This window comes from Halomonas binhaiensis (assembly GCF_008329985.2).
GTDB lineage: Bacteria > Pseudomonadota > Gammaproteobacteria > Pseudomonadales > Halomonadaceae > Halomonas > Halomonas binhaiensis.
Genome location: NZ_CP038437.2, coordinates 3,124,374 through 3,149,117, shown reverse-complemented (window position 1 = coordinate 3,149,117; position 24,744 = coordinate 3,124,374). Strand labels below are relative to the sequence as shown.

General features: G+C 55.1%; 11 protein-coding genes. 3 read left to right on the top strand and 8 right to left on the bottom strand.

Annotation, left to right across the window (positions count from 1 at the left end):
- Positions 1–12: 12 nt before the first annotated feature.
- From E4T21_RS13810 to E4T21_RS13800, 3 genes are read right to left on the bottom strand one after another with little or no spacing between them, the layout of a single operon-like run.
- A complete protein-coding gene (locus tag E4T21_RS13810) occupies positions 13–1,236 on the bottom strand; it encodes a nucleoside permease (RefSeq protein ID WP_149285620.1) in 1,224 nt (407 codons plus the stop codon).
- A gap of 42 nt (positions 1,237–1,278) precedes the next feature.
- Positions 1,279–2,364 carry a sugar phosphate isomerase/epimerase family protein gene (locus tag E4T21_RS13805; RefSeq protein ID WP_149285619.1) on the bottom strand — a complete coding sequence of 362 codons (1,086 nt, stop codon included), beginning with the start codon at positions 2,362–2,364 and terminating at the stop codon, positions 1,279–1,281.
- A complete protein-coding gene (locus tag E4T21_RS13800; protein WP_240349147.1) occupies positions 2,361–3,551 on the bottom strand; it encodes a Gfo/Idh/MocA family protein in 1,191 nt (396 codons plus the stop codon). The genes E4T21_RS13805 and E4T21_RS13800 overlap by 4 nt, the downstream gene beginning before the upstream one ends.
- 259 nt (positions 3,552–3,810) lie before the next feature.
- On the opposite strand from E4T21_RS13800, the gene E4T21_RS13795 reads away from it, so the two are divergent.
- Complete coding sequence (locus E4T21_RS13795; protein WP_149285618.1) at positions 3,811–4,806, top strand: LacI family DNA-binding transcriptional regulator; 996 nt, start codon at positions 3,811–3,813, stop codon at positions 4,804–4,806.
- A gap of 165 nt (positions 4,807–4,971) precedes the next feature.
- Here the strand turns inward: E4T21_RS13795 and E4T21_RS13790 are convergent, their stop codons facing one another.
- The 3 genes from E4T21_RS13790 to E4T21_RS13780 all read right to left on the bottom strand — a co-directional run bounded on the left by E4T21_RS13790 (position 4,972) and on the right by E4T21_RS13780 (position 6,937).
- Positions 4,972–5,493 carry an invasion associated locus B family protein gene (locus E4T21_RS13790; protein WP_149285617.1) on the bottom strand — a complete coding sequence of 174 codons (522 nt, stop codon included), beginning with the start codon at positions 5,491–5,493 and terminating at the stop codon, positions 4,972–4,974.
- Positions 5,494–5,885: 392 nt separating this feature from the next.
- Positions 5,886–6,650 (bottom strand): IS3 family transposase, encoded by a 765-nt coding sequence (locus E4T21_RS13785; RefSeq protein ID WP_149285616.1) that lies wholly within the window; start codon positions 6,648–6,650, stop codon positions 5,886–5,888.
- A 20-nt stretch (positions 6,651–6,670) separates the two neighbouring features.
- Complete coding sequence (locus tag E4T21_RS13780; protein WP_149285615.1) at positions 6,671–6,937, bottom strand: transposase; 267 nt, start codon at positions 6,935–6,937, stop codon at positions 6,671–6,673.
- A 656-nt stretch (positions 6,938–7,593) separates the two neighbouring features.
- On the opposite strand from E4T21_RS13780, the gene E4T21_RS13775 reads away from it, so the two are divergent.
- Entirely contained in the window at positions 7,594–18,900 is an 11,307-nt protein-coding gene (locus E4T21_RS13775) for an Ig-like domain-containing protein (protein WP_187774998.1), read from the top strand.
- A gap of 185 nt (positions 18,901–19,085) precedes the next feature.
- On the opposite strand, the gene E4T21_RS13770 is transcribed toward E4T21_RS13775, so the two are convergent.
- Entirely contained in the window at positions 19,086–21,059 is a 1,974-nt protein-coding gene (locus E4T21_RS13770; RefSeq protein WP_240349146.1) for a sigma-54-dependent Fis family transcriptional regulator, read from the bottom strand.
- Between the two features lie 353 nt (positions 21,060–21,412).
- The gene (locus tag E4T21_RS13765; RefSeq protein WP_149285613.1) at positions 21,413–23,149 is read right to left on the bottom strand and encodes a peptidoglycan DD-metalloendopeptidase family protein; all 1,737 of its coding nucleotides are present in this window, start codon (positions 23,147–23,149) and stop codon (positions 21,413–21,415) included.
- Between the two features lie 515 nt (positions 23,150–23,664).
- On the opposite strand from E4T21_RS13765, the gene E4T21_RS13760 reads away from it, so the two are divergent.
- The gene (locus E4T21_RS13760) at positions 23,665–24,576 is read left to right on the top strand and encodes a LysR family transcriptional regulator (RefSeq protein WP_149285612.1); all 912 of its coding nucleotides are present in this window, start codon (positions 23,665–23,667) and stop codon (positions 24,574–24,576) included.
- Positions 24,577–24,744 lie beyond the last annotated feature (168 nt).

Sequence of the window (24,744 nt, the reverse complement as noted above, 5' to 3'; positions counted from 1 at the left end):
GGGTGCCTACGATCAGGCATCCTGCGCGCTAGGGCGCTGCGTCTGTCCTCGGAAGCTCAAGGCAAACAGGGCGAGTACAACCAAAGCAAAGATGGCGGGGAATTGCCAGATGCTGGCCCAGTCATGTCCCTCTGCCGTGGTGTAATAGTCGGTGATCATTCCAGCCACCCAGAAGCCGATCAGCATGCCGACGCCATATGTCGCCAGGGTGATCATGCCTTGAGCGGAGCTCTTGAAGCGTTCTCCAGCCCGGGCATCGGTGTAGATCTGTCCAGAAACGAAGAAAAAGTCGTAACAGACCCCGTGCAGAGCAATGCCAAGCAGCAGCAGGCCAACGCCTGAACCCGCATCGCCAAAGGCAAACAGCGCGTAGCGTACTGCCCAGGCCAGCATACCCACCAGCAGTGTGATCTTGATACCGAAACGGTGGATGAACAAAGGCAGCAGCAGCATGAACAGCACTTCAGAGATCTGCCCCAGCGTCATTTTTCCGGTGGGGTTGGCTACGCCAATCTCGGCCAGGAACGGGTTGGCATTCTGATAATAGAAGGCCAATGGGATACAGATCAGAATCGAAGCGACAAAGAAAATGGCGTAATTGCGGTCCTTTAGCAGGGTCAGAGCATCCAGGCCAAGCCATTCCCGGATACCTCCTTGGCCGTCTCCAGCCTTGGGAGGGGTGGCAGGTAGGGTGAAGCTATATAGACCGAGAATCAGAGAGGCTATGGCACACATCAGGAAAGTGTTGCGCAGAGTGCCTGCGGCGATGGCGGTGGCGCTGTCCCAGGCCAGGAGATAGCTGATGGTCAGGCCCGCGACGATCCAGCCAATGGTGCCCCATACCCGAATGCGTGCGAACTCTCGTGAAGGGTCGGCCATCTGGCGGAAGGAGACCGAGTTGACCAGGGCCAGCGTGGGCATATAGAGAATCATGTAGGCCAGGACCAACGGATAGAAGGCCGTGAAGGATTCGGCTTGATACAACGCGTACATCAGCGCTGCGCCCGCCAGATGCAGCACTGCCAGGATGCGCTCGGCACGGAAATAGCGGTCAGCGATCAACCCAATGATGAAGGGAGCAATGATGGCTCCCCAGGACTGGGTGGAGAAGGCCATGCCGATCTGTCCGCCGCTGGCGGACAGATTGTGTGCCAGGAAAGTCCCCAGGGTGACGAACCAGCCGCCCCAGATAAAGAATTCGAGGAACATCATGATGCTGAGACGGGCGCGAATCATGGGATAGTCTCCGCAGTTATCGTGTTTGTATTTGTGTTGAGTTCAGCGGTTCAGGCCAAGGATGCGACGATTGCGTTCGGGGCTTGTGGCAACAGCGGCAAAGTCGTCAAAGCTTGTTGTGGCAGGCTGGATCATGTGGCGAGCAATGAAGGGGGCACCTTCTGCGGCACCTTGAGCGGCATCTTTCAGACAGCATTCCCATTCGAGCACGGCCCAGCCATCGTATTCATATTGGGTAAGCTTCGAGAAAATCGCACTGAAGTCGACTTGTCCGTCACCCAGGGAGCGAAATCGTCCAGGACGTTCGCGCCAATCCTGGTAGCCACCATAGACGCCACTGGAGGCGGAAGGCAGGAATTCGGCATCCTTGACATGGAACATGCGGATGCGTTCGTGGTAGCGATCGATAAAGCCCAGGTAGTCGAGCTGCTGCAGGACGAAGTGGCTGGGATCAAACAAGATATTGGCGCGAGGATGGTGGTCGACAGCCTCGAGGAAACGCTCGAAGCTGGCACCATCATGGAGATCCTCGCCCGGGTGGATCTCAAAGCACAGATCGACGCCTTCCTGATCAAAAATATCGAGAATGGGACGCCAGCGATTGGCGAGCTCCTTGAACCCTTCCTCGATCAGGCCAGCGGGACGTTGGGGCCAAGGGTAGACATAGGGCCACAACAAGGCGCCGGAGAAGGTGGCATGAGCCTTGAGTCCCAGACGACGGCTGGCGCGGGCAGCGAGCTGGAGTTGCTTCACGGCCCAGGCCTGGCGTTCGACTGGCTTGCCACGTAATGACGCAGGGGCAAAATCGTCGAACATTTCATCGAAGGCAGGATGTACGGCAACCAGCTGTCCTTGTAGATGAGTGGAAAGTTCGCTGATCTGAACACCTGCCTGGGCACAGCGTCCCTGCAGCTCATCGCAGTAGTCCTGGCTATCAGCCGCGAGTTCAAGGTCGATCAGTCGAGGGTCCTGGGTGGGTACTTGCACTCCCTTGTAACCCAGCTCGGCAGCCCACTGGGTGATGCTTTCAAGGCTGTTGAAAGGGGCATCAGTACCGAGAAACTGAGCGAGAAAGATCGCTGGACCCTGAATACCTGAGTATGTCTGAGCCTGAGATTGCGTTGTCATTGGGCACGTCCTGATCCGATCTGAGAAATATCCACGAAAGGTGTCCACTTGGCATCGCTGGCATGGCTATCTAGCACGGTCTGCACGAAGGCCATACCTCGCAGGCCATCTGCCAGGCTCGGTACTCCGGGAGCAGAACCGTGCTGTCCCTGACGGATGGCTTGAGCCATATCGACATAGAGGTTGGCCATGGCTTCCAGATAACCTTCCGGGTGCCCGCCAGGGATGCGCAGGCGATCGATAGAGGCTTCACAAAGTCCAGGTTGATCGATACCCGCACGCAATATCTGCGGGACGTCTCCTTGTGGAGTGAAGTAAAGGCGGTTAGGGTCGCGTTGGACCCACTCCAGAGCGCCTTGCTCACCATAGACACGAATCTTGAGTCCGTTGTCTTCACCTGTAGAAACCTGACTGACGATCAGAGTGCCGCTGGCTCCTTCTTTTGTGCGGAATAGAATGTCGCCATCATCGTCCAGCGCGCGGCCTTCTGCATGAATGGACAGTGTTGCGCATAGTTGTTTGATCTGATGGCCAGACACGAATTCTGCCAAGCCAAAAGCATGGGTGCCGATATCGCCCATCGCTCCACTGGCACCGGAAAGTGCGGGGTCGGTGCGCCAGGCTGCTTGACGGTTGCCAGTATCTTCGAGCTTGGTACCGAGCCAGCCCTGAGGATACTCCACGTGAATCTTGCGTAGTCTACCCAGCTTTCCCTGTCGCACCATCTCGCGTGCTTGCCACACCAGTGGATACCCCAGATAGGTGTGGGCCAGTCCAAACAGGCGCTGGTTTTCTGCCATGGCTTGTTGCAGCGGCAGGGCTTCTTCTAGCGTGCGTGCTACAGGCTTTTCACAGAACACATGGAAACCGGCCTGCAACGCAGCAAGAGCGATAGGCACATGGAGGTGATTGGGAGTGACGATGGCGACCAGTTCCATTCGCTGGCTTTCCGGCAAGGCACTTTCCGTTGCCAGCATTTCTTCCCAGGAGGCATATGTTCGCTCCGCGGCGAGACCACAGCGCACACCGGTCCGGGCATTGTTATCCATGTCACGACTGAACGCACCGCATACTAGCTCCAGCTCACCATCCAGTGCTGCTGCCATGCGATGCACCTGTCCTATGAAGGCGCCTTCTCCGCCGCCAATCATGCCATAGCGAATACGTCGAAATGGAGGATTGCTCATGGGGTCTCCGTGAAGGTATATAGGATATGTAACCGGTTACATTTGTGCACTAAAGTAGTGGGAGTGGGCGGTCCAGACAATGCGACTTAGGTCATGAGCGAAAGTGGCCCGTTCGTCAGATACTGCTCTTCTTGTCCATGACTTAAGATTCTTGCCCCTTAGGATGAGGGAAGGAATGACGTATCCTTGATCATAGAACAATGAAAGAACCTCGGGGTGACCCGAGGCCTTGAGAGTGGAGTACGGGACTAGGCAATCTATGACCAATATTCGCAAGGTGGCCGAGATGGCAGGGGTCTCGGTAGCAACTGTCTCGCGCACCCTGAAATCCCCTGACATCGTGTCTCCTGGTACCCGTGAGAAGGTGTTAAGTGCAGTGGAACAGGCTGGGTATCGGCCGAATCTCATGGCGGTGCAGTTTCGATCCCAGAAGACACGTAATCTGGTGGTCCTGGTGCCAACCATTGCCAATACCTTTTTCGCTCGGGTCATCAGTGGCATTCAGGATGCGGCCAGTCAGCATGGTTATGCTGTGCTGCTGTGCAATACCCTGGGTGATGAGTTGGCTGAGCGTGATTATGCAGAAATGGTGACCAATCGTCAGGCTGATGGTGTTATTCAGCTACGCGCCTTCAACCCTTTTGAGGAAGCAGCTGCACATCCCCCCATCATGGTGAATGCCTGTGAAGTGATGGATGATGCACCTTGTCCTCGGGTGTATCTGGATAACCGAGCGGCCGCACGGGTGATGACCGAACATCTTCTGGAGCTTGGGCATCGCCGAATCGGGATGATCAAGGGACCGCGTCAAAGCCCGTTGACCCGGGACAGGGTGCAAGGGTTTCGCGATGCATTGGCCGCTGCCAATATCGAGCTGGATGAATCTTTGCTATGCCCCGGAGATTTTACCCTGGAATCTGGATACCGAGCGGCCATTGCCCTGGTAGAAGCTCGAGAACGCCCTACGGCTATTTTCTGTGAAAATGATGAGATGGCCATTGGTGCCATTCAATGTATCAAGGAACAAGGGTTGCGTGTGCCCGATGACATTTCCGTGGCTGGGTTCGATGATATTGCCTTTGCACGTTACTGCGACCCGCCGTTGACGACGATTTCCCAGCCAGCGGAAGACTTTGGACATGAGGCTGTCGCACTATTGCTCGGTCTGATGGACGGTGGTGTTCAGAGAGATGCCCGGCGTGTCATGCCGTTTAAGCTGGTGACAAGAGACAGTACCGGTCAGGTACCGTCTTGAATCTTCATATCAACCTGCAGCGTCCAGGAGGTCCTGCAGGTTGATATGGGAGCTAGCGCCATGCCGAAGAAGTGCCTTGCCAACATGACGGTATAAGAGAGTTGCGCAGGAATATTCTGATTCAAGAGGCAGACTCAGATACGCGAGGTCTGCCGCACACGGTGACTAGTTGCGATCGACCCGGTCTTTCGCTGCACTGAATCCCATCAGAGATACATTCATATCCACACGCTGGCCGCGCGGATCGATCATGCTGACAGTGGCACTGCTACCCGCCTTGAGCTGGTTCAGAACTTCCGAACGTAGTGGCAGGTCGGCACGGCATCCCTGCGGGACACATACTTGATAAGGCATACCCATTGGTTGGTTCGTTCCTACCTTCACCTGCAGACCCGGGGCCAGGCTCACCCCCAACGGTAGAAGAAAGGTCATGACAGGAGTATCGATCTGCGGAGGATTGCCAACGACTACTCGCATCACTGGCTTACCGTCTGACCCATTGACCAACTGCGTCATGGAGCAGGAGCCATCAGACTTGTTGACAGGGCAGTTGACTTCCCAACTCTGGAAGGTCTCGGTGTTGACAGCAGGGCCGCTGTTGTTGTCCTGGGCAAAAGCCGTAGGGGCCAGAGCCAACATGGCAACCAGGCTAACCTTGCGTAGAGGGAACGCGAAGCGTGAAAACATGGAATGACTTCTCCTGATCCTATCCATTGGGGAGACACTGAACATAGGCCATAGTTCAACACGGAACGCACCCCTTTGGCGAGAGGCTGTCGAGTGGCTCGAGAGCTTGGCGCGATAAGGCAAATGATAGGTCCTCTCTATTCCTGAGAAATACGACTGAAAATGTACGATGTCGCTAGCCCAAGGGTGGTACAGGCCGCTAGATAGCTGAATGCTTGGCCAGGCAGTGCTCTGAATGAAAACGATGGGCGACAGGAGGGCGCCCTGATTGCCCATCTCATGGTGACAAAGAAGCCATTGTCAGCAGAGAGATCCATCAGGCCAATGCACTGATGTGCACTTGGAGCGTCATTCATGTATTAATTGCCCGAAACTCAGAATCAGGTTTCTGATCATTTATGCAGATGCTGCTGGTTGTATTTCTGCAACCATCGGCTCGTTACCTCTTCCACTTCTGAAATCTTATGGAATTCATAAGCATTCAGAACTTCATTACAGTAGGCTTGGTTGCATTCCTCGATAAAGTAGTCTTGCATGGAGTCACTTAGGTGATGTAGCTCCAGTGCGACATCGTGTGTTTTTGCCCACTCTTTCAAAGCTTCTGCAATGAATTCTGGACTGTTATTCATGTTGAGACATTTAGGATGTCCGCGTTTACTGGCTAAGCGTTCCAGTGCATTGATGAATTGTTGTGGTGAAAGATTAAAGCTTAACTGGACTTCTATCATCAGAACTTCATGGCTGCAGTCATCTATCACATGAAATGTTCTGAATCTCAGTCCACCTGTAAGGACGCTGCTCATGAAATCTGCAGACCAGCTTTGATTAATTTCTCCGTATTCCACCAATGGTGGAGTTTGTGTTTTTTTAAAGAGTGGATTTAGGTGTTTTTTTCTCTGTCGTAGATTTAGCTCTAGTTGACAGTATACTCGGTAAACTCTCTTGTGGTTCCACGGATGCCCATCTTGACGTAATAGCTCAAAAAGTCTTCGAAATCCATAATCAGGGTAGCGTACAACTGCTGCCAGCAGAGCATCGATGATGGCATCATCACGTGCCGCATCTGACTGATACCGATATACGGACCGACTCAAGTCAATAGCAGCACAGCTCCGGCGTTCGCTCAGGCCGTACTCGGATACAAGTATGTTCACCATCTTGCGCTTCTCTGCTGGCGTTAGAGCTTTTTTTCGATGATCTCTTTAAGAGCCTGATTTTCATGGATGAGTTTCTCATGCACCCGTCGTAGCTGAGAAATCTCTGCCTCCATGTCTTTTATTTTTTTTATATCCGTAGATTCTGCTCTTCCAAATTTTCTCTTCCAGTTATAGTAGGTCGCTTCTGATATTCCACTTTCTTGACAGACATGTTTTACAGTTTTCCCTGATCTCGCTGCATTGATGATGGAAAGAATCTGATTCTCAGTAAACCTAGATACACGCATATAGAATTCTCCTTACTAGCTGTATTCTTCATAAAATTTCCGTAAGTTCAAAGCCTCCAAAAACACAGGGATCACAATACGGGAATATTTAAACACGATATGATTTCTTATCCCAATGATTTTAATGCGTTTTTTTCTAATCTCGATGAAATATTGAATCATGATAAAGGTCATGTTTTTTATTTATTTTCATTCTAAAACAGATGGTTTTTGAACTTTTTTTGCTAATTCGATACTTCTATTTTTATTGATTTTTTACCCTGCTTATGGGACGTGGGGATGGCGTTAGTAGGAAATTTCTTAATTTTATTGCCCTTGTCATGTGCGAGCATTCTTGCGAGTAAGTCCGAATTGTAATTTCGCCAAAGAAATGCAAAAGGAATGGAAGGCATGGAAATGGTAAAAGGCATGGAGCTGATGGGCATAATTGAACGTAGAAATCTTGGTGAATTGATCCGGGTATGGAGCAGAACTCTAGTTTGCCATGAAGAGAGCGTCATCGTCTCTTCATGGCATTGTGGTGGCAATTATTGTCATCATAGTGGTTAAAGATTAGTGGTCAAAAGTTTTGAGTGACAAGCTAAGAGACATTTAATTAAAAAATAATAAATCTTAAGAGTTTAGTTGATATTTAACTTAAGGTAATGAGACATCCCATGGAAACAATGATTGTAGTAATTGATCGAGCTAGTCATGAGCGCCAGGCAATTCGTTCGCAAAACGATAATCTGGCACTGGATATAAATGATCCGAGTGTCGTGCTGGTTAAGGGCTCTGCCAATGATGTTACGCGCTATGAGCGTATAGGAAATGACCTGCTCATTTATATGAAAGATGGGCGTGTCATTCGTTGTTCCGATTTCTTTGAAGAAGATTCTAAAGGCAATCACAGCGAGCTGGTTTTTGGTCAGGAAGATCAGCAGGGCGCAGTTCATGTCATCTTTGATGATGCTGCGGTTCCTGCTGACGGCGAGGCAGTTGCTCTAGCGGCAACTGTCGAGCAACTGACGACGATTGAGCCTCTGCTGTATTCCGACTCAGATGGCATTGCCCTGGTGCCATTGATAGGCGCCGGCTTTGCCGCAGCCTTGTTGGCAGCTGCGTTGGCTTCCAATGGGGGAGGTGGACATCACAGCTCTCTGAGAAAAGAAGACGACGGCAAAGACGACAAAGATGTAACCCCTCCTAATCCGCCTACAAGCCTTGTGGTGAGTGATGATGGCACGACTATCACCGGAAAAGGCGAGCCAGGCAGCTCAGTGACCGTCACTGATCCCGAGGGTAAAGTGATTGGTGAAGGCACCGTTGATGAGAACGGCGACTTCGAAGTCGAGCTGATCGAGCCACAGATTGATGGTGAAGATCTTGACGTAACGCTGACCGATGATTCAGGCAACGAATCTGAGCCTGGTACAGTCACTGCTCCCGATCTAGATGATACTGACGGCGGCGGTGGCGATGACAACGGCGGCGGTGGCGATGACAACGGCGGCGGTGATGACAACGGTGGCGGTGATGACAACGGTGGCGGTGATGACAATGACGGAATCACCATCAACACGATTGCCGGCGATGACGTAGTCAATGCAACTGAGCACCTGAAGCCGCTGGAGATCACTGGTACCACCCATGGAGTGACTCCTGGTGACGAAGTCTTGGTGGAAGTCAATGGCAAGACTTACACCACTGTCGTTGCAGAAGACGGCACCTGGGCGGTCACTATTCCGCCTGCCTATGTGGCGCAATTGGCGGATGGTGACTATGTCGTAACTGCGTCTGCTACGTATTACGATGGTTATTCCGGTAGTGATGAGCGTACCTTCACGGTGGCTGCGGCAGGCGACAACGTCCCGGCCCTGACCATCGAGACCCCGGTGGCCGGTGATGACGTGGTCAACGCGACCGAGCACGAGCAGGCCCTGGCCATCAACGGTAGCTCGACCGGTCTGACCGAAGGCACCGAGGTGCAGGTCAGCGTAGACGGCAAGAACTACACCACCACCGTTGAGGCGGATGGCAGTTGGACGCTGGACGTGCCGGTGGCCGACGTCAGCGCGCTGGTGGATGGCGAAGTGATCATCGACGCCAATGCTGTTAATGAAATTGGCAACACCGCAGAAACCAGCCACCAGTTCACCGTAGCGACCGAAATGGTGCCGGTGGTGGTCAACCCGATCGCCGAAGACGACGTGATCAGCGCTGATGAAGCGGCGGAAGATATCGTCATCGACGGTACCACGGTGCCAGGTGCTGACGTGGTCGTGATCATCGACGGCAAGGAATACCCGACAACCGCTGATGACGACGGTAACTGGGATGTCGTGGTACCGCCGGACGCGTGGGACAATATCGACGACGGTGAGTTGCCGATCAAGGTCATCGTGACCGACGAAACTGGCAATGAAGGTGAAGTCGAGCGTGATGTCGAGATCGACACTCAGGCACCGACGCTGGTCATCAATGCGATTGCCGAGGATGACGTGGTCAACGCCATCGAGCACCTGCAGGCGCTGGAAATCGGTGGCACCACCACCGGTCTGTCCGGTGGCGAGGTGATCAACGTTGATGTGAATGGCAAGACCTACCAGTCCGTGGTGGCCGAAGATGGCACCTGGGTGGTGATCATGCCGCCAGCCTACGTGGCACAACTGCCGGATGGCGAGTACCTGGTCGAAGCTTCCGTCACTGACGAAGCGGGCAACCCAGTCGAGGCTGAGCGCACCTTCACGGTGGCTGCGGCTGGCGACAACGTCCCGACCCTGACCATCGAGACCCCGGTGGCCGGTGATGACGTGGTCAACGCGACCGAGCACGAGCAGGCCCTGGCCATCAACGGTAGCTCGACCGGCCTGACGGCAGGCACCGAGGTGCAGGTCAGCGTAGACGGCAAGAACTACACCACCACCGTTGAGGCGGATGGCAGTTGGACGCTGGACGTGCCGGTGGCCGACGTCAGCGCGCTGGTGGATGGCGAAGTGATCATCGACGCCAATGCTGTTAATGAAATTGGCAACACCGCAGAAACCAGCCACCAGTTCACCGTAGCGACCGAAATGGTGCCGGTGGTGGTCAACCCGATCGCCGAAGACGACGTGATCAGCGCTGATGAAGCGGCGGAAGATATCGTCATCGACGGTACCACGGTGCCAGGTGCTGACGTGGTCGTGATCATCGACGGCAAGGAATACCCGACAACCGCTGATGACGACGGTAACTGGGATGTCGTGGTACCGCCGGACGCGTGGGACAATATCGACGACGGTGAGTTGCCGATCAAGGTCATCGTGACCGACGAAACTGGCAATGAAGGTGAAGTCGAGCGTGATGTCGAGATCGACACTCAGGCACCGACGCTGGTCATCAATGCGATTGCCGAGGATGACGTGGTCAACGCCATCGAGCACCTGCAGGCGCTGGAAATCGGTGGCACCACCACCGGTCTGTCCGGTGGCGAGGTGATCAACGTTGATGTGAATGGCAAGACCTACCAGTCCGTGGTGGCCGAAGATGGCACCTGGGTGGTGATCATGCCGCCAGCCTACGTGGCACAACTGCCGGATGGCGAGTACCTGGTCGAAGCTTCCGTCACTGACGAAGCGGGCAACCCAGTCGAGGCTGAGCGCACCTTCACGGTGGCTGCGGCTGGCGACAACGTCCCGACCCTGACCATCGAGACCCCGGTGGCCGGTGATGACGTGGTCAACGCGACCGAGCACGAGCAGGCCCTGGCCATCAACGGTAGCTCGACCGGCCTGACGGCAGGCACCGAGGTGCAGGTCAGCGTAGACGGCAAGAACTACACCACCACCGTTGAGGCGGATGGCAGCTGGACGCTGGACGTGCCGGTGGCCGACGTCAGCGCGCTGGTGGATGGCGAAGTGATCATCGACGCCAATGCTGTTAATGAAATTGGCAACACCGCAGAAACCAGCCACCAGTTCACCGTAGCGACCGAAATGGTGCCGGTGGTGGTCAACCCGATCGCCGAAGACGACGTGATCAGCGCTGATGAAGCGGCGGAAGATATCGTCATCGACGGTACCACGGTGCCAGGTGCTGACGTGGTCGTGATCATCGACGGCAAGGAATACCCGACAACCGCTGATGACGACGGTAACTGGGACGTCGTGGTACCGCCGGACGCGTGGGACAATATCGACGACGGTGAGTTGCCGATCAAGGTCATCGTGACCGACGAAACTGGCAATGAAGGTGAAGTCGAGCGTGATGTCGAGATCGACACTCAGGCGCCGACGCTGGTCATCAATGCGATTGCCGAAGATGACGTGGTCAACGCCATCGAGCACCTGCAGGCGCTGGAAATCGGTGGCACCACCACCGGTCTGTCCGGTGGCGAGGTGATCAACGTTGATGTGAATGGCAAGACCTACCAGTCCGTGGTGGCCGAAGATGGCACCTGGGTGGTGATCATGCCGCCAGCCTACGTGGCACAACTGCCGGATGGCGAGTACCTGGTCGAAGCTTCCGTCACTGACGAAGCGGGCAACCCAGTCGAGGCTGAGCGTACCTTCACGGTGGCTGCGGCTGGCGACAACGTCCCGACCCTGACCATCGAGACCCCGGTGGCCGGTGATGACGTGGTCAACGCGACCGAGCACGAGCAGGCCCTGGCCATCAACGGTAGCTCGACCGGCCTGACGGCAGGCACCGAGGTGCAGGTCAGCGTAGACGGCAAGAACTACACCACCACCGTTGAGGCGGATGGCAGCTGGACGCTGGACGTGCCGGTGGCCGACGTCAGCGCGCTGGTGGATGGCGAAGTGATCATCGACGCCAATGCTGTTAATGAAATTGGCAACACCGCAGAAACCAGCCACCAGTTCACCGTAGCGACCGAAATGGTGCCGGTGGTGGTCAACCCGATCGCCGAAGACGACGTGATCAGCGCTGATGAAGCGGCGGAAGATATCGTCATCGACGGTACCACGGTGCCAGGTGCTGACGTGGTCGTGATCATCGACGGCAAGGAATACCCGACAACCGCTGATGACGACGGTAACTGGGATGTCGTGGTACCGCCGGACGCGTGGGACAATATCGACGACGGTGAGTTGCCGATCAAGGTCATCGTGACCGACGAAACTGGCAATGAAGGTGAAGTCGAGCGTGATGTCGAGATCGACACTCAGGCACCGACGCTGGTCATCAATGCGATTGCCGAGGATGACGTGGTCAACGCCATCGAGCACCTGCAGGCGCTGGAAATCGGTGGCACCACCACCGGTCTGTCCGGTGGCGAGGTGATCAACGTTGATGTGAATGGCAAGACCTACCAGTCCGTGGTGGCCGAAGATGGCACCTGGGTGGTGATCATGCCGCCAGCCTACGTGGCACAACTGCCCGATGGCGACTACCTGGTCGAGGCTTCCGTCACTGACGAAGCGGGCAACCCGGTTGAAGCCGAGCGCACCTTCACGGTGGCCGCTGCGGGCGACAACGTCCCGACCCTGACCATCGAGACGCCGGTGGCGGGCGATGACGTGGTCAACGCGACCGAGCACGAGCAGGCCCTGGCCATCAACGGTAGCTCGACCGGCCTGACCGCCGGCACCGAAGTACAGGTCACCCTGGAAGGCAAGGACTACACCACCACCGTGGCTGCGGATGGCAGCTGGACACTCGACGTGCCGGCCGCTGACGTCAGTGTCCTGGTCGATGGTGAAGTGATCGTCGACGCGACAGCCGTCAACGAAGTGGGCAACACCGCGGAAATCAGCCACCAGTTCACTGTGGCCACCGACATGGTGCCGGTGGTGGTCAACCCGATCGCGGAAGATGACAAGATCAATGCCGACGAAGCGGCGGAAGATGTGGTCATCGACGGTACGACTGTACCGGGCGCGGATGTGGTCGTGGACATCGACGGCGAGAAGTACCCGACGACGGCCGATGACGACGGTAACTGGAGTGTCGTGATTCCGCCGGAAGCATGGGACAACGTGGACCAGGGCGACCTGCCGATCATCGTTGACGTGACCGACAAGGACGGCAACCAGGGCGAAGTCGAGCGTGAAGTCGAAATCGACACCCTGCCGCCGACACTGGTCATCGATGCGATTGCCGAAGATGACGTGGTCAACGCCATCGAGCACCTGCAGGCGCTGGAAATCGGTGGCACCACCACCGGTCTGTCCGGTGGCGAGGTGATCAACGTTGATGTGAATGGCAAGACCTACCAGTCCGTGGTGGCCGAAGATGGCACCTGGGTGGTGATCATGCCGCCAGCCTACGTGGCACAACTGCCGGATGGCGAGTACCTGGTCGAAGCTTCCGTCACTGACGAAGCGGGCAACCCAGTCGAGGCTGAGCGCACCTTCACGGTGGCTGCGGCTGGCGACAACGTCCCGACCCTGACCATCGAGACCCCGGTGGCCGGTGATGACGTGGTCAACGCGACCGAGCACGAGCAGGCCCTGGCCATCAATGGTAGCTCGACCAACCTGGTGTCTGGCACGGAAGTGGCCGTAGAGTTTAATGGCCAAACCTACACTACCACGGTGTCGGCAGATGGTAGCTGGACGCTGGAAGTGCCGGTAGCAGATGTGTCCGCCCTGGAAGATGGCGAAGTAGTGATCACTGCCAGCGCTGTCAACCCTGTTGGCAATGAAGCATCCACGTACCATCAGATCACGGTCGCGACTGAAATGGCGCCAGTGGTGATCAACCCGGTCGCCGAAGACGACGTGATCAGCGCCGACGAGGCCGCAGAAGACGTGGTCATCGACGGTACCGCTGAGCCCGGTTCCGAAGTGGTCGTGATCATCGACGGCAAGGAATACCCGACAACCGCTGATGATGACGGTAACTGGGATGTCGTGGTACCGCCGGACGCGTGGGACACCGTCGACGACGGTGAGTTGCCGATCAAGGTCATCGTGACCGACGAAGAGGGCAACACCGGTGAAGTCGAGCGTGATGTCGAGTTGGATACTACTGCGCCAGTGGTGGCTATCGGCATTATTGCTGGTGACGACATCGTTGATGCAATCGAGCATGAGAAATCACTGGAAATCGGTGGTACCACTACTGGTCTGTCCGGCGGTGAGATCATCAACGTTGAGGTGAATGGCGACAACTATGCTTCTGTAGTTGCTGAAGACGGCACCTGGGTAGTGATCATGCCGCCTGAGTCAGTAGTGAAGCTGGCCGATGGCGTCTATACCGCTACAGCGTCTGTTTCTGATGAAGCGGGCAACCCGTCTAGTGCTGAGCGTGACTTCACCGTGGATGCTGGTTATCAGCTCCCGACTGTAACGGTTGATTCCATTACTGAAGATAACGTCATTAATGCTCAGGAAATTGATCAGGCATTGCCGATCAGCGGTACCACGGAAGGTCTGTCTGAAGGGGATACGGTCACTGTCGAGCTGAATGACAAGACCTACACCACCGAAGTAGCAGCAGACGGCACCTGGACGCTGGAAGTACCGCAGGCTGATCTGGCCGAGTTGGCTGATGGTGACTACACCGTTACTGCTGAGGTGACAGATGTTGTCGGCAACACTGTGAGCGATGAGCACAACTTTGCAGTCGATACTGCGGATGTGCCTGTCACTCTTAACCCGATTGCCGAAGATGGCACCATCAATGCAGATGAAGCTGCTAAAGGCGTGACCGTCGATGGTACTTCTGAGCCTGGCTCCGAGATCGTGGTAACGATCGGTGACGACGAGTTCACCACGACCACTGATGAAAACGGCAACTGGGCAGTGGATGTGCCTGCCGAAATCTGGGAAGGCATTGCCGATGGAGAACTGCCTGTCAATGTCGAGGCAACAGATGCTGCGGGTAATACCGGTAGTGTTGACGACAATGTGACGCTGGATACCACGGCTCCTGTTGTTACCATCGATCCTATCTCGGGTGATGGCGTCATCAACGCCGCGGAACATGGCGAAGATATGCCGATCAGCGGTACGGCCACAGGTCTGGTGGGCGGTGAAGAAGTCACGATTGAGTTGAATGGTAAGACCTACAACACGACAGCAGATGCAGACGGTAGCTGGTCTGTGAATGTACCTGCTGCTGATGTTGCTGCCATGGCCGATGGCGACTATCCCGTAACCGCCAATGTGGTAGATGCAGCAGGCAACACCGGCGAAGCGACACAAGACGTAAATGTCGCTGCAGCAGGTGACAACATTCCTGTGCTGTCGATTACCTCTCCAGTGGCTGGTGATGACGTGATCAATGTCAGCGAGCATGAGCAAGCGCTGACCATCACCGGTACTTCTACTGGGCTGGAAGCTGGTACAGACGTTGTGGTTGATCTGAACGGCAAGTCTTATGTTGCCAAGGTGGTTGATGGCGGTAACTGGACGCTGGAAATTCCTGCAACTGATATGAGCAAGCTGCCAGAAGGTCAGCTGACTATTTCTGCCTCTTCCTTCAATGAGTTCGGTAATCCCTGTCAGGATTCTCACCAGGTGACGGTGGCCATTGATCAGTTGCCGGTGGTGATTAACCCGATCGCAGACGATAACGTGGTCAACGCAGAAGAAGCGGCGGCTGGTGTGACGATTGATGGTACAGCACCTGCTGATTCAGATGTTGTGGTGAAGGTGGGTGATGACGAGTTCACCACGACCACGGATGAAAATGGCAACTGGGCGGTAGATGTACCTGCCGATGTCTGGGAAGGCATTGCCGATGGTGAGCTGCCTATCAGCGTTGAGGCAACAGATGCTGCCGGCAACACTGGTGGTGCTGATCGTAACGTGAAGGTGGATACCATGGCTCCGGTCGTGACCATCGATCCTGTGTCAGGTGATGATGCCATCAACGCCAGCGAGCATGGTGAGCCTCTGACCATCAGTGGTTCGGCTACAGGCCTGGCCGGTGGCGAGGAAGTCACGGTCGAGTTGAACGGCAAGACCTACACCACCACTGCAGCAGCAGATGGCAGCTGGACATTGGATGTGCCGGTAGCCGATGTGTCTGCCCTGGCTGATGGTGACTACACTGCCTCGGCAGCGGTCAGCGATGCTGCAGGTAACGAAGGCACTGCAGAGCGTGACTTCAGCGTTGTGGCAAATGCTGACGTGCCGGTGGTAATCAACCCGATCGCAGACGATAACGTGGTCAACGCTGAAGAAGCGGCGGCTGGTGTGACCATTGATGGTACAGCGCCTGCTGATTCAGATGTTGTGGTGAAGGTGGGTGACGACGAGTTCACCACGACCACGGATGAAAATGGCAACTGGGCGGTAGATGTACCTGCCGATGTCTGGGAAGGCATTGCCGATGGTGAGCTGCCTGTCAGCGTTGAGGCAACAGATGCTGCCGGTAACACCGGTGGTGCTGACCGTAACGTGGCGGTGGATACCACGGCTCCGGTCGTGACTATCGATGCTATCTCTGGTGATGATGCCATCAACGCTGCAGAGCACGGTCAAGACCTGCCAATCAGCGGTAAGGCAGAAGGTGCCGCTGGTGAAGAAATCACGGTCACAGTAAACGACAAGCCTTACACTGCTAATGTCGCGGAAGATGGCAGCTGGACAGTGACGGTGCCGGCAGCCGATGTCTCGGCCCTGGCCGATGGCGACTACCCCGTAAACGTAGTGGTCAGCGATGCTGCAGGTAACGAAGGCACTGCAGAGCGTGACTTCAGCGTTGTGGCAAATGCTGACGTGCCGGTGGTGATCAACCCGATCGCAGACGATAACGTGGTCAACGCTGAAGAAGCGGCGGCTGGTGTGACCATTGATGGTACAGCGCCTGCTGATTCAGATGTTGTGGTGAAGGTGGGTGACGACGAGTTCACCACGACCACGGATGAAAACGGCAACTGGGCGGTAGATGTACCTGCCGATGTCTGGGAAGGCATTGCCGATGGTGAGCTTCCTGTCAGCGTTGAGGCAACAGATGCTGCCGGTAACACCGGTGGTGCTGATCGTAACGTGAAGGTGGATACCACGGCTCCGGTCGTGACCATCGATCCTGTGTCTGATGACGGTGTCATCAACGCTGCGGAGCATGGTGAGATCCTGCCCATTAGCGGTAAGACGGAAGGTCTGGCCGGTGGCGAGGAAGTCACGATCGAGCTGAACGGCAAGACCTACACCACTACTGTGGCAGCGGATGGTGCATGGACACTGGATGTTCCGGCAGCCGATGTGTCTGCCTTGGCCGATGGTGACTACACTGTTTCGGCGAAGGTCAGCGATGCAGCCGGTAACGAAGGCCGCGGAGATCGTGATGTCACTGTTGCAGCCAGCGATGGCAGTCTGCCCACTCTGACCATCACTGGTCCTGTGGCAGGCGACGACATCATCAGCGCTGTGGAGCACGCTGATGCCATCGGTGTCGGTGGTACTTCCACAGGCTTGGCTGGCCGACTGGTCTATGTCGAGATCAATGGCAGCAAGGCCTATAACACCGTGATCAAGTCTGATGGAACCTGGTTCCTTGGAATTGGCGCTGATGTCATCACCCAGCTTGAAGACGGCATCGCGGTGATTACTGCCACGGCAACGGATGACAAGGGGAATACGGCGAAGGGCACTTATGAGGTCGACGTCATTACCAGCGCCTTGCCTGTCACTATTGATGTGATTACTGGGGATGACATTGTCGACTCCACGGAAGCGGTTTCCACGCTGACGGTGACCGGTACGGTAGTCAACGCTGCAGCTGGTGATGAGGTCACCATGAAAGTGGGTGGAGACACCTACACCAGTGTCGTAAACGAAGATGGCACGACATGGAGCGTGGATATTGATCCAGTCACCTGGAGCCACTTCAAGGACACCGACATCGATGTCAATGTCACGGTGACCAATGCCCAGGGCAACAGCGGTTCTGCCGTACGCACGGTGAGCCTCGATATCTCTACGCCGATCATCTACTTCGATACGATCGCGGAAGATGACATCGTCAATGCCTCTGAACATGCTCAGGATCTGACAATTGGCGGTTCAGTCCTTGGACTTGATGGTGGCGAGACAATGTATGTCGAGCTCAACGGCAAGACCTACACCACTACGGCAACGGCAGATGGTCGCTGGACGTTGAATGTACCGGCTGCGGATGTGTCTGCCCTGGCTGATGGCGACTACACCGTCTCTGCCAGTGCGACGGAAGCAACCGGTAACACCGGAACTGCCGAGCATAACTTCAGTGTGGATACCGTTCTCCCGACATTGGCGTTCACAGGAGGAGTGACGCGCAATGGTGACGATATCGTCACTCCGGACGAGTATGGTACGAACCTTGAGGTCTTCGGTACTTCCACTGGTCTTGATGGTGCCTTTGTCTATCTGGAGATCGCCGGCTTTACGTACAACATCAAAACGCAACCTGATGGTTCCTGGGGTATCGTTACCCGCAGGGCCGATATGGCTACGTTGGAAGATGGTACGTACGAGATCAAAGTCACTGCCACCAACGATGTGGGTAACGTAGCCGAGAGCACACTTGATGTTGTGTTTGCTACGGGTCACGCACCAGTGTTGCTGACTGCGGATGTACAGGATGATGCTGTGGTCGTTGATCAGTCAGCCGTGAATACCAATGATCAGGTTGTCGCTGGCTCGGTAGCGGATGATGCTCTGGAGAGTTCTGATGCTGATGAGATCTTCTCCATTGGCAATGGTGGCAACGACTCAGTGGTATACCATTTGCTGGATGCAACTGATGCCACTGGCGGTAATGGTGCGGATACCATCAGCGGGTTCACGGTAGGTGATGGTAACAATACTGCCGATGCTGACCGTATCGACCTGAGCGAGCTGCTTGCAGATCGTCGTTCGGAGGATGGTAGCGAGAAGGGGGATCTTAGTGACTATCTGAGCGTTACCGTGAAGGGCAGTGACACCGAGATCGCCATCGACCGTGATGGTGCAGGTTCTGCCCATGAAATGACCACTGTCGTGACTCTCTCTGGCGTACAAACGGATCTGGCGACATTGCTGGAGAATCACCAGCTGATCATCGGCTGATTATCGCTCGAGGAGCAAACTGCGGATTGGCCAATGAGGGGAGGGAGTTCTTCATTGGCCACTACGCAAAACTACTGAGTTCATTCTAGGGATGGCTTTGGGTCGCTTCGGCGACCTTTTTTTTGTGCCTGAAATTGTGTTGGTAACTCTTGTGCCGGTAACGACAGGCTCACGTGAAATATGCTTCAGCCCTGTCTATTCGGTGCTACCAGACCATAACGCTGCATACGCCGATAAATGGTAGGGCGTGATACCCCTAACTGTTTGGCTGCCTGGCTGATATTCCACTGACTCTGACGCAATAGGGCATGAAGCTGTTCAGCCTGTTCGTCAGGTAATGATGCATGTGTGGTTTGTTCGGTTATCAGACAGGGGGCGTCATTCTTAGCATGGACGGGAGACAGACACTCATGGGGCAAGTCTTGCACAGTGATTTCTTTGCTGTCTGCACTGGCAATGGCAAAGCTCAAGGCATTTTTTAGCTGGCGGATGTTGCCGGGCCAGGAATAAGCCAACAGGGCGCTCATGGCATCGGCGCGTAAATGCAGTACCTGGCGATGAGGCTGCTGTTCCATCAGCTCTTCAAATACTCGGCGGATAACATAGTGTTTGTCAGCGCGGGCGCGCAATGGGGGAAGTCGGAACTCTGCGCCATTCAGTCGATAATAAAAGTCTTTACGAAAGAGCCCATTGTCGACCAACTGCTGAATACTGCGATGAGTCGTGGCGATAATTCGAATATCCATTTTGGTTCCCGTACCCGGGGGAAGAAGCTCTCCAGCATTGATCACACGTAGTAGCCTGGACTGCAAGTGCAAAGGGATATCGCTGACGTCATTAAGAAATAGTGTGCCACCATCAGCTTGCTGGATCAGCCCCTGTTCACCTTCCGCCTGTCCATTCGGGATACTTCCAGGATGGTAACCAAATAGCTTTCTTTCTATCAGTGATTCGGGGATGGAGGCGCAATTCATCGTTACGAATGGGTGGTGGGCACGCTCGCTGATACTGTGAAAGGCTTGGGCCAGGGCGGTTTTACCGCTACCGGTGTCTCCGCTGATCAGGATATTGACGGATTCGTTGCGTAACCTGTGGGCCAGTTTCTTGATTCGGTTCATGGCTGGATCGTCTCCAGCCAAGCGTTCCAAGGGCGGTGCCGGTCTGGCGGGTTCTGCCGGGGTTGGCCGTGGACGCAGGTGATTCCTTCTAGGTTCGATCAGATTGATGAAGACAATGCTGTTGTCAGAACGCACGCGGAATGCGCATATGTCATCGTCGCTATTGCTGGGAATGCTCAGCAGGTCGACCACTTTTGCATCGAACAGTTGGGTGGCTCTGGGAAATGTCTGCGATGTCAAAGAGGGCCGGTATCTTTGATGGGCCTTGATCAATTCTCTGCCGAAGCTATTGGCGGCAATGATATTACCTCCCTCATCAATGGCAATCAGACCGCGGCCATTGAGATGAACGAATTCCCTGCTGCTGTCGTAACGCAGAATCAGCTGGTTCCTGTAGTGATGAAGAAAATAGGCGTCCTCGATCATGCGTGCACAATGGATAACCAATGGTAGAGCGAAAGCTTGACTCTGCAAGGTGCGCGGTGAATTCAGGGAAGATATGTTGAGCACGGCGATGATATTCCCCTGAGGATCCATTATGGGAGCTGAGCTACCTGTCAGACTGATATGGGAAGCATCAAAGTGTTCTCTCTGATGACAGGTGAGGGGAATGGCTTCGTGCAGACAGGTTCCCACTGCACAGGTACCGGCATAGCGTTCGTTCCAGTCAGCTCCCAGATATAATCCGGCACGTCGCAAGGCATGCTGGTCTTCCTTGTCTCCGCGAAACTTCACCGTAATACCTGCATGGTCGGTAAGCAGCAGGACATAGCCAAAACTGGCGATCTGGGCATAGAGGCGGTCAACTCCTGCACGGCCAACATGCAGTAACTCATCTACCGACTCTTGGTGAGTCCGCAGGATGTGTTGAGGCACGACGCGTACCGGGCGGGGCTTGCTGGGGTCCAACTGGTACTCATGCAGGCAGCGTTGCCATGAGCGCATGATGATATCGCGCTGGTTTATGGTTGCTCCCTGCAGTGTTTTTCCCAAGCACAGCAAAGTATCAATATGGTGACGTTGGGCGGCGCACAGACTCACGGTAATGTTCCTTCTAAAGGGAATCTTTTTAGGACCGTTGTCCAAGGATGCCACTTCGCTTGTACACAATGCCACCGATGAATGTTCAACTGTAATCACAGCCATCATCAGGTGCCTTCCCAAGCAGGGCAGAGATCGTGAGTTATTTGGCAGGTCGTTGAGGCATCGAGGGAGTGATTGCCTGTCTATTCGTTTGCAGCGGCTGGTGGTGTGAAGATATATTCAATTTCTATGCAGAGCCGGCGAGGGGATGAGTCTTATCCCAAGTATTCGAGATACTCCAACGCAGCACCTGAAACGACGATGCCCCACAATAGTGGGGCATCAGTGGTTCTGGCAGATAACTTTTCGTTTTAGCTGTCAGTATCCGTATCGCTGTCGTCGTCCTGTTCGTGGTTGGCCAGGGCTACGACGGCACCGGGCTTGCCTGTCTCTAGGGCAGCCAGGGCAGGTGATACTTCCTTCTGGAAGCTGGCCAAGGCGGTTCCTTGCAGGCGAGTGTTCTCCGGCAGGGATACGGCCATGGCGTCAACCTGACTGTCATTGACCAGAATCTCGTAGTGAAGATGAGGTCCGGTGCTGCGTCCCGTGTTGCCAGATTGGGCAATGGTATCGCCCATATTGACACGCTGGCCATTGGAGACCAGAGCTTTGGACAGATGCAGGTAGCGGGTTTTGTAGCCGTTGTCATGACGGATGACGATATAGCGGCCTGCGAGAGGATGGTTGCCGACTAGCTCGACTGTACCGCCAGCAGGTGCGACCACAGAGGTGCCGATCGGCATGGCGAAGTCTGTGCCCTTGTGCGGGCTGATGCGGCCGGTGACTGGGTGGCGACGCCCGGGATTGAAACTGGAACTGATCCGATACTGGCCGCTGAACGGGTAGCGGTTGAAGGCCGGGTCCAGGCTGTCGCCATCGGGAGTGTAGAACTTGTTGTCCTCAGGGTTGCGCACTAGAGTCAGGTTCATGCGCGCACCTTCATAGGACACAGCTAGGACACGCGGATCCAGACGTTGGCCATCAATGATGTCGGATTCTACCAGTGCCCGGAAACTGTCGCCGCGACGGGTGTCACGACGGAAGTCGAGTTTCTTGCTGAGAACTTTGGACATTTCCGAGATTTCTGTACGCGTCAGGCCCGCTGCCTGGGCGGAACGCGTGAAGCTACCACTGACGGTGCCGGCATAGAGGCGTTGCGAGGCTTCGCCTGCACGCTCGATGTCGGCAATGTCGTAGTTGCCATCTTTCTGTTCGATCAGATAGCCATGGCGTGCGTTCTCCATGATGCGCAGAGAGAGAAGCTTGCCATCCTTATCGAGTTGGTATTCAAAGGTGTCACCCGCACGCCAGCGAGTCAGTACCTTTTCATCCGGAACCAGGTCGAGCAGCGCCATCGCATCGTGATAACCCAGCCCCAAGGTGTGATCGGCAATCGTGGTGAAGGTATCACCAGCAGCTACCTTGTAAGTCTGCCAGGTCGGGACGTAAGGAGCCTTGGCCACGATCTCTTCATTGAGAACGACTGGGCCTTCATCGAACAATTTGAGCTCATCTTCACTGATGTCCTCGTATGAGGTTGCATCAGTAGCGAGCTGTTCGCTTCTCGCCATGTTGCCAACAGCCATGGCAACCTGACGAGCTGTTTCACTCAGGCTTGCATGCCCCAGAAGAGCCGACGCCGCTTCCTCGGAGGAAGAAGCGGCGTCGGGCTTCATCATGAGAGGGGGTAGTCCCGAGGACGAGCGCATAGCGGCTTCAAATCCTGCATCCTGATCGGCACGGTCGACGAAGTCGACATCGACAATTTCACGAGCCTGCAGTTGGGATATCGGGACATGCTGTTGCCGTGCATCCAAGGCCAGATCGATTGCGCTGGCTACCCGAGGAGAATTCAACTCAAGGGAGGGGAGACCTGGAGAGGCAGTGGCGTCCAGCGGAACTCGAACAGTGTCGAGCGCTTGCTTGTCACGCTGAACGTCTTCGTAAGTCGTAACGATCTTGTGAGCACCCAGCACGGTAACCATAGTGGCGACAGGTAGTAACAGTAACTTGTGCGTGCGGGGCAGCGAATGGATGATTCGCATCATGGGTTATGTGCCATAAAACTGGTGAAAAAAATGAATATATGAATATACATAGGCGTTCACACCATACCCCATGAAGCATGGTATTCCTATACTGTATATCTATACATGAAGGGGCGCTTTGCTGCGCAGAGTGGCGTTTTATGGCAAGCGGTAGTTGTACGTGACCCTCGAATTATACGTGGTTCTCAATCGACTACTGCACGGTCACATGGATACGAAATACCTCAAGCATGCATATATGAGGTGCGTATTCATGAGTAAGTGCACAGGACATTGGCTCAAGAATCAATAAGCGCGAACGGTGTTCGCTAAGTGTTAGTTATTGGACACTTCTACAAAACGAATTGCAAGTATTCCTTTGGTGTATGTCTGGTTGAGAAGCGCCATCCCTGTAGGTTGCACGACGACAAGATGCGAATGATGGATGGTGATGGCTCAAGTCCTGAATGATAAACATTCGATTATCATCAAGTATAAACTGGTAGCTCTTGTGCATCGTTGGAAGGAATCGAAACATGTCACGTGTGACTTTAGCCCAGTGGCGAATGCTGGCCGCAGTGGTCGACCATGGCGGTTTTGCTCGGGCTGCACAAGCGATCCACAAGAGCCCTTCAACGCTCAATCACGCTGTACATAAGTTGGAAGAGCAACTGGGAGTCAAGGTCTTTGAACCGGAAGGGCGTCAGGTGCGCCTGACTGAAGCTGGTCAACTACTGCTGCGCCGTGCCCGCCAGTTGCTCGATGAAGTAGATGCACTGGAGGATGTGGCAGCACAGCTACGCGAAGGTGAAGAAGCCGAAGTGGTGTTATGTGTCGACCAGATATTTCCTTCCAGTGCCCTGGCCTGGGCCATGGAAGCATTCTCCGCCAGTTTTCCTCATGTGCGCCTGCAGTTGCATGAAACGGTCCTTAATGGAGGCGTTGAAATGCTGGTCGCCGGACAGGCGGATCTGCTTGTCTCGGGATTCGCTGCGGCAGGGCACTTGGGGGAGCCCCTGGTGATGGTGCGTTTCATTGCTGTTGCCCACCCGGATCATCCGCTTCATTCCTTGGATCGCCAACTGAATCTGCGCGACCTGAAGCACTATCGCCAGATCGTTGTACGCGACTCTGCTCAAGGCAAGGGGCGTGATGCAGGCTGGCTGGAAGCCGAGCAGCGCTGGACCGTCAGTCATATCAGTACGTCTCTGGATATGATCGAGCGTAACCTGGGGTTTGCCTGGTTGCCGGAAACCCGTATTCGTCGCCATCTGGATGATGGGCGTCTACTGCCCTTGCCATTGGAAGCAGGAGGCGTGCGGGAAGCCCCGATGTTGCTGATCCATCAGGACCTGGATAGAGCTGGGCCGGCCACCCGGGCCATGGCGTCTCTCTTGCGGGAATCCGTTTCCACCTGTCCGGCTCAATCTCAACTTAATCATCGATAGAATCGTATGGTTGGTGCGAGAAACTGCGCTTGATGTTCGATAGTTTCGATTTACCCTGGAGCCAGAATGGCGAGTAGCACTGTAGTGTACAGGTGGGTCGTGTACAGGTGGGTCGTGTACAGGTGGGTCGTATACTAGTGAGCCGCATGCAGGCGAGCGTGCAGGCAA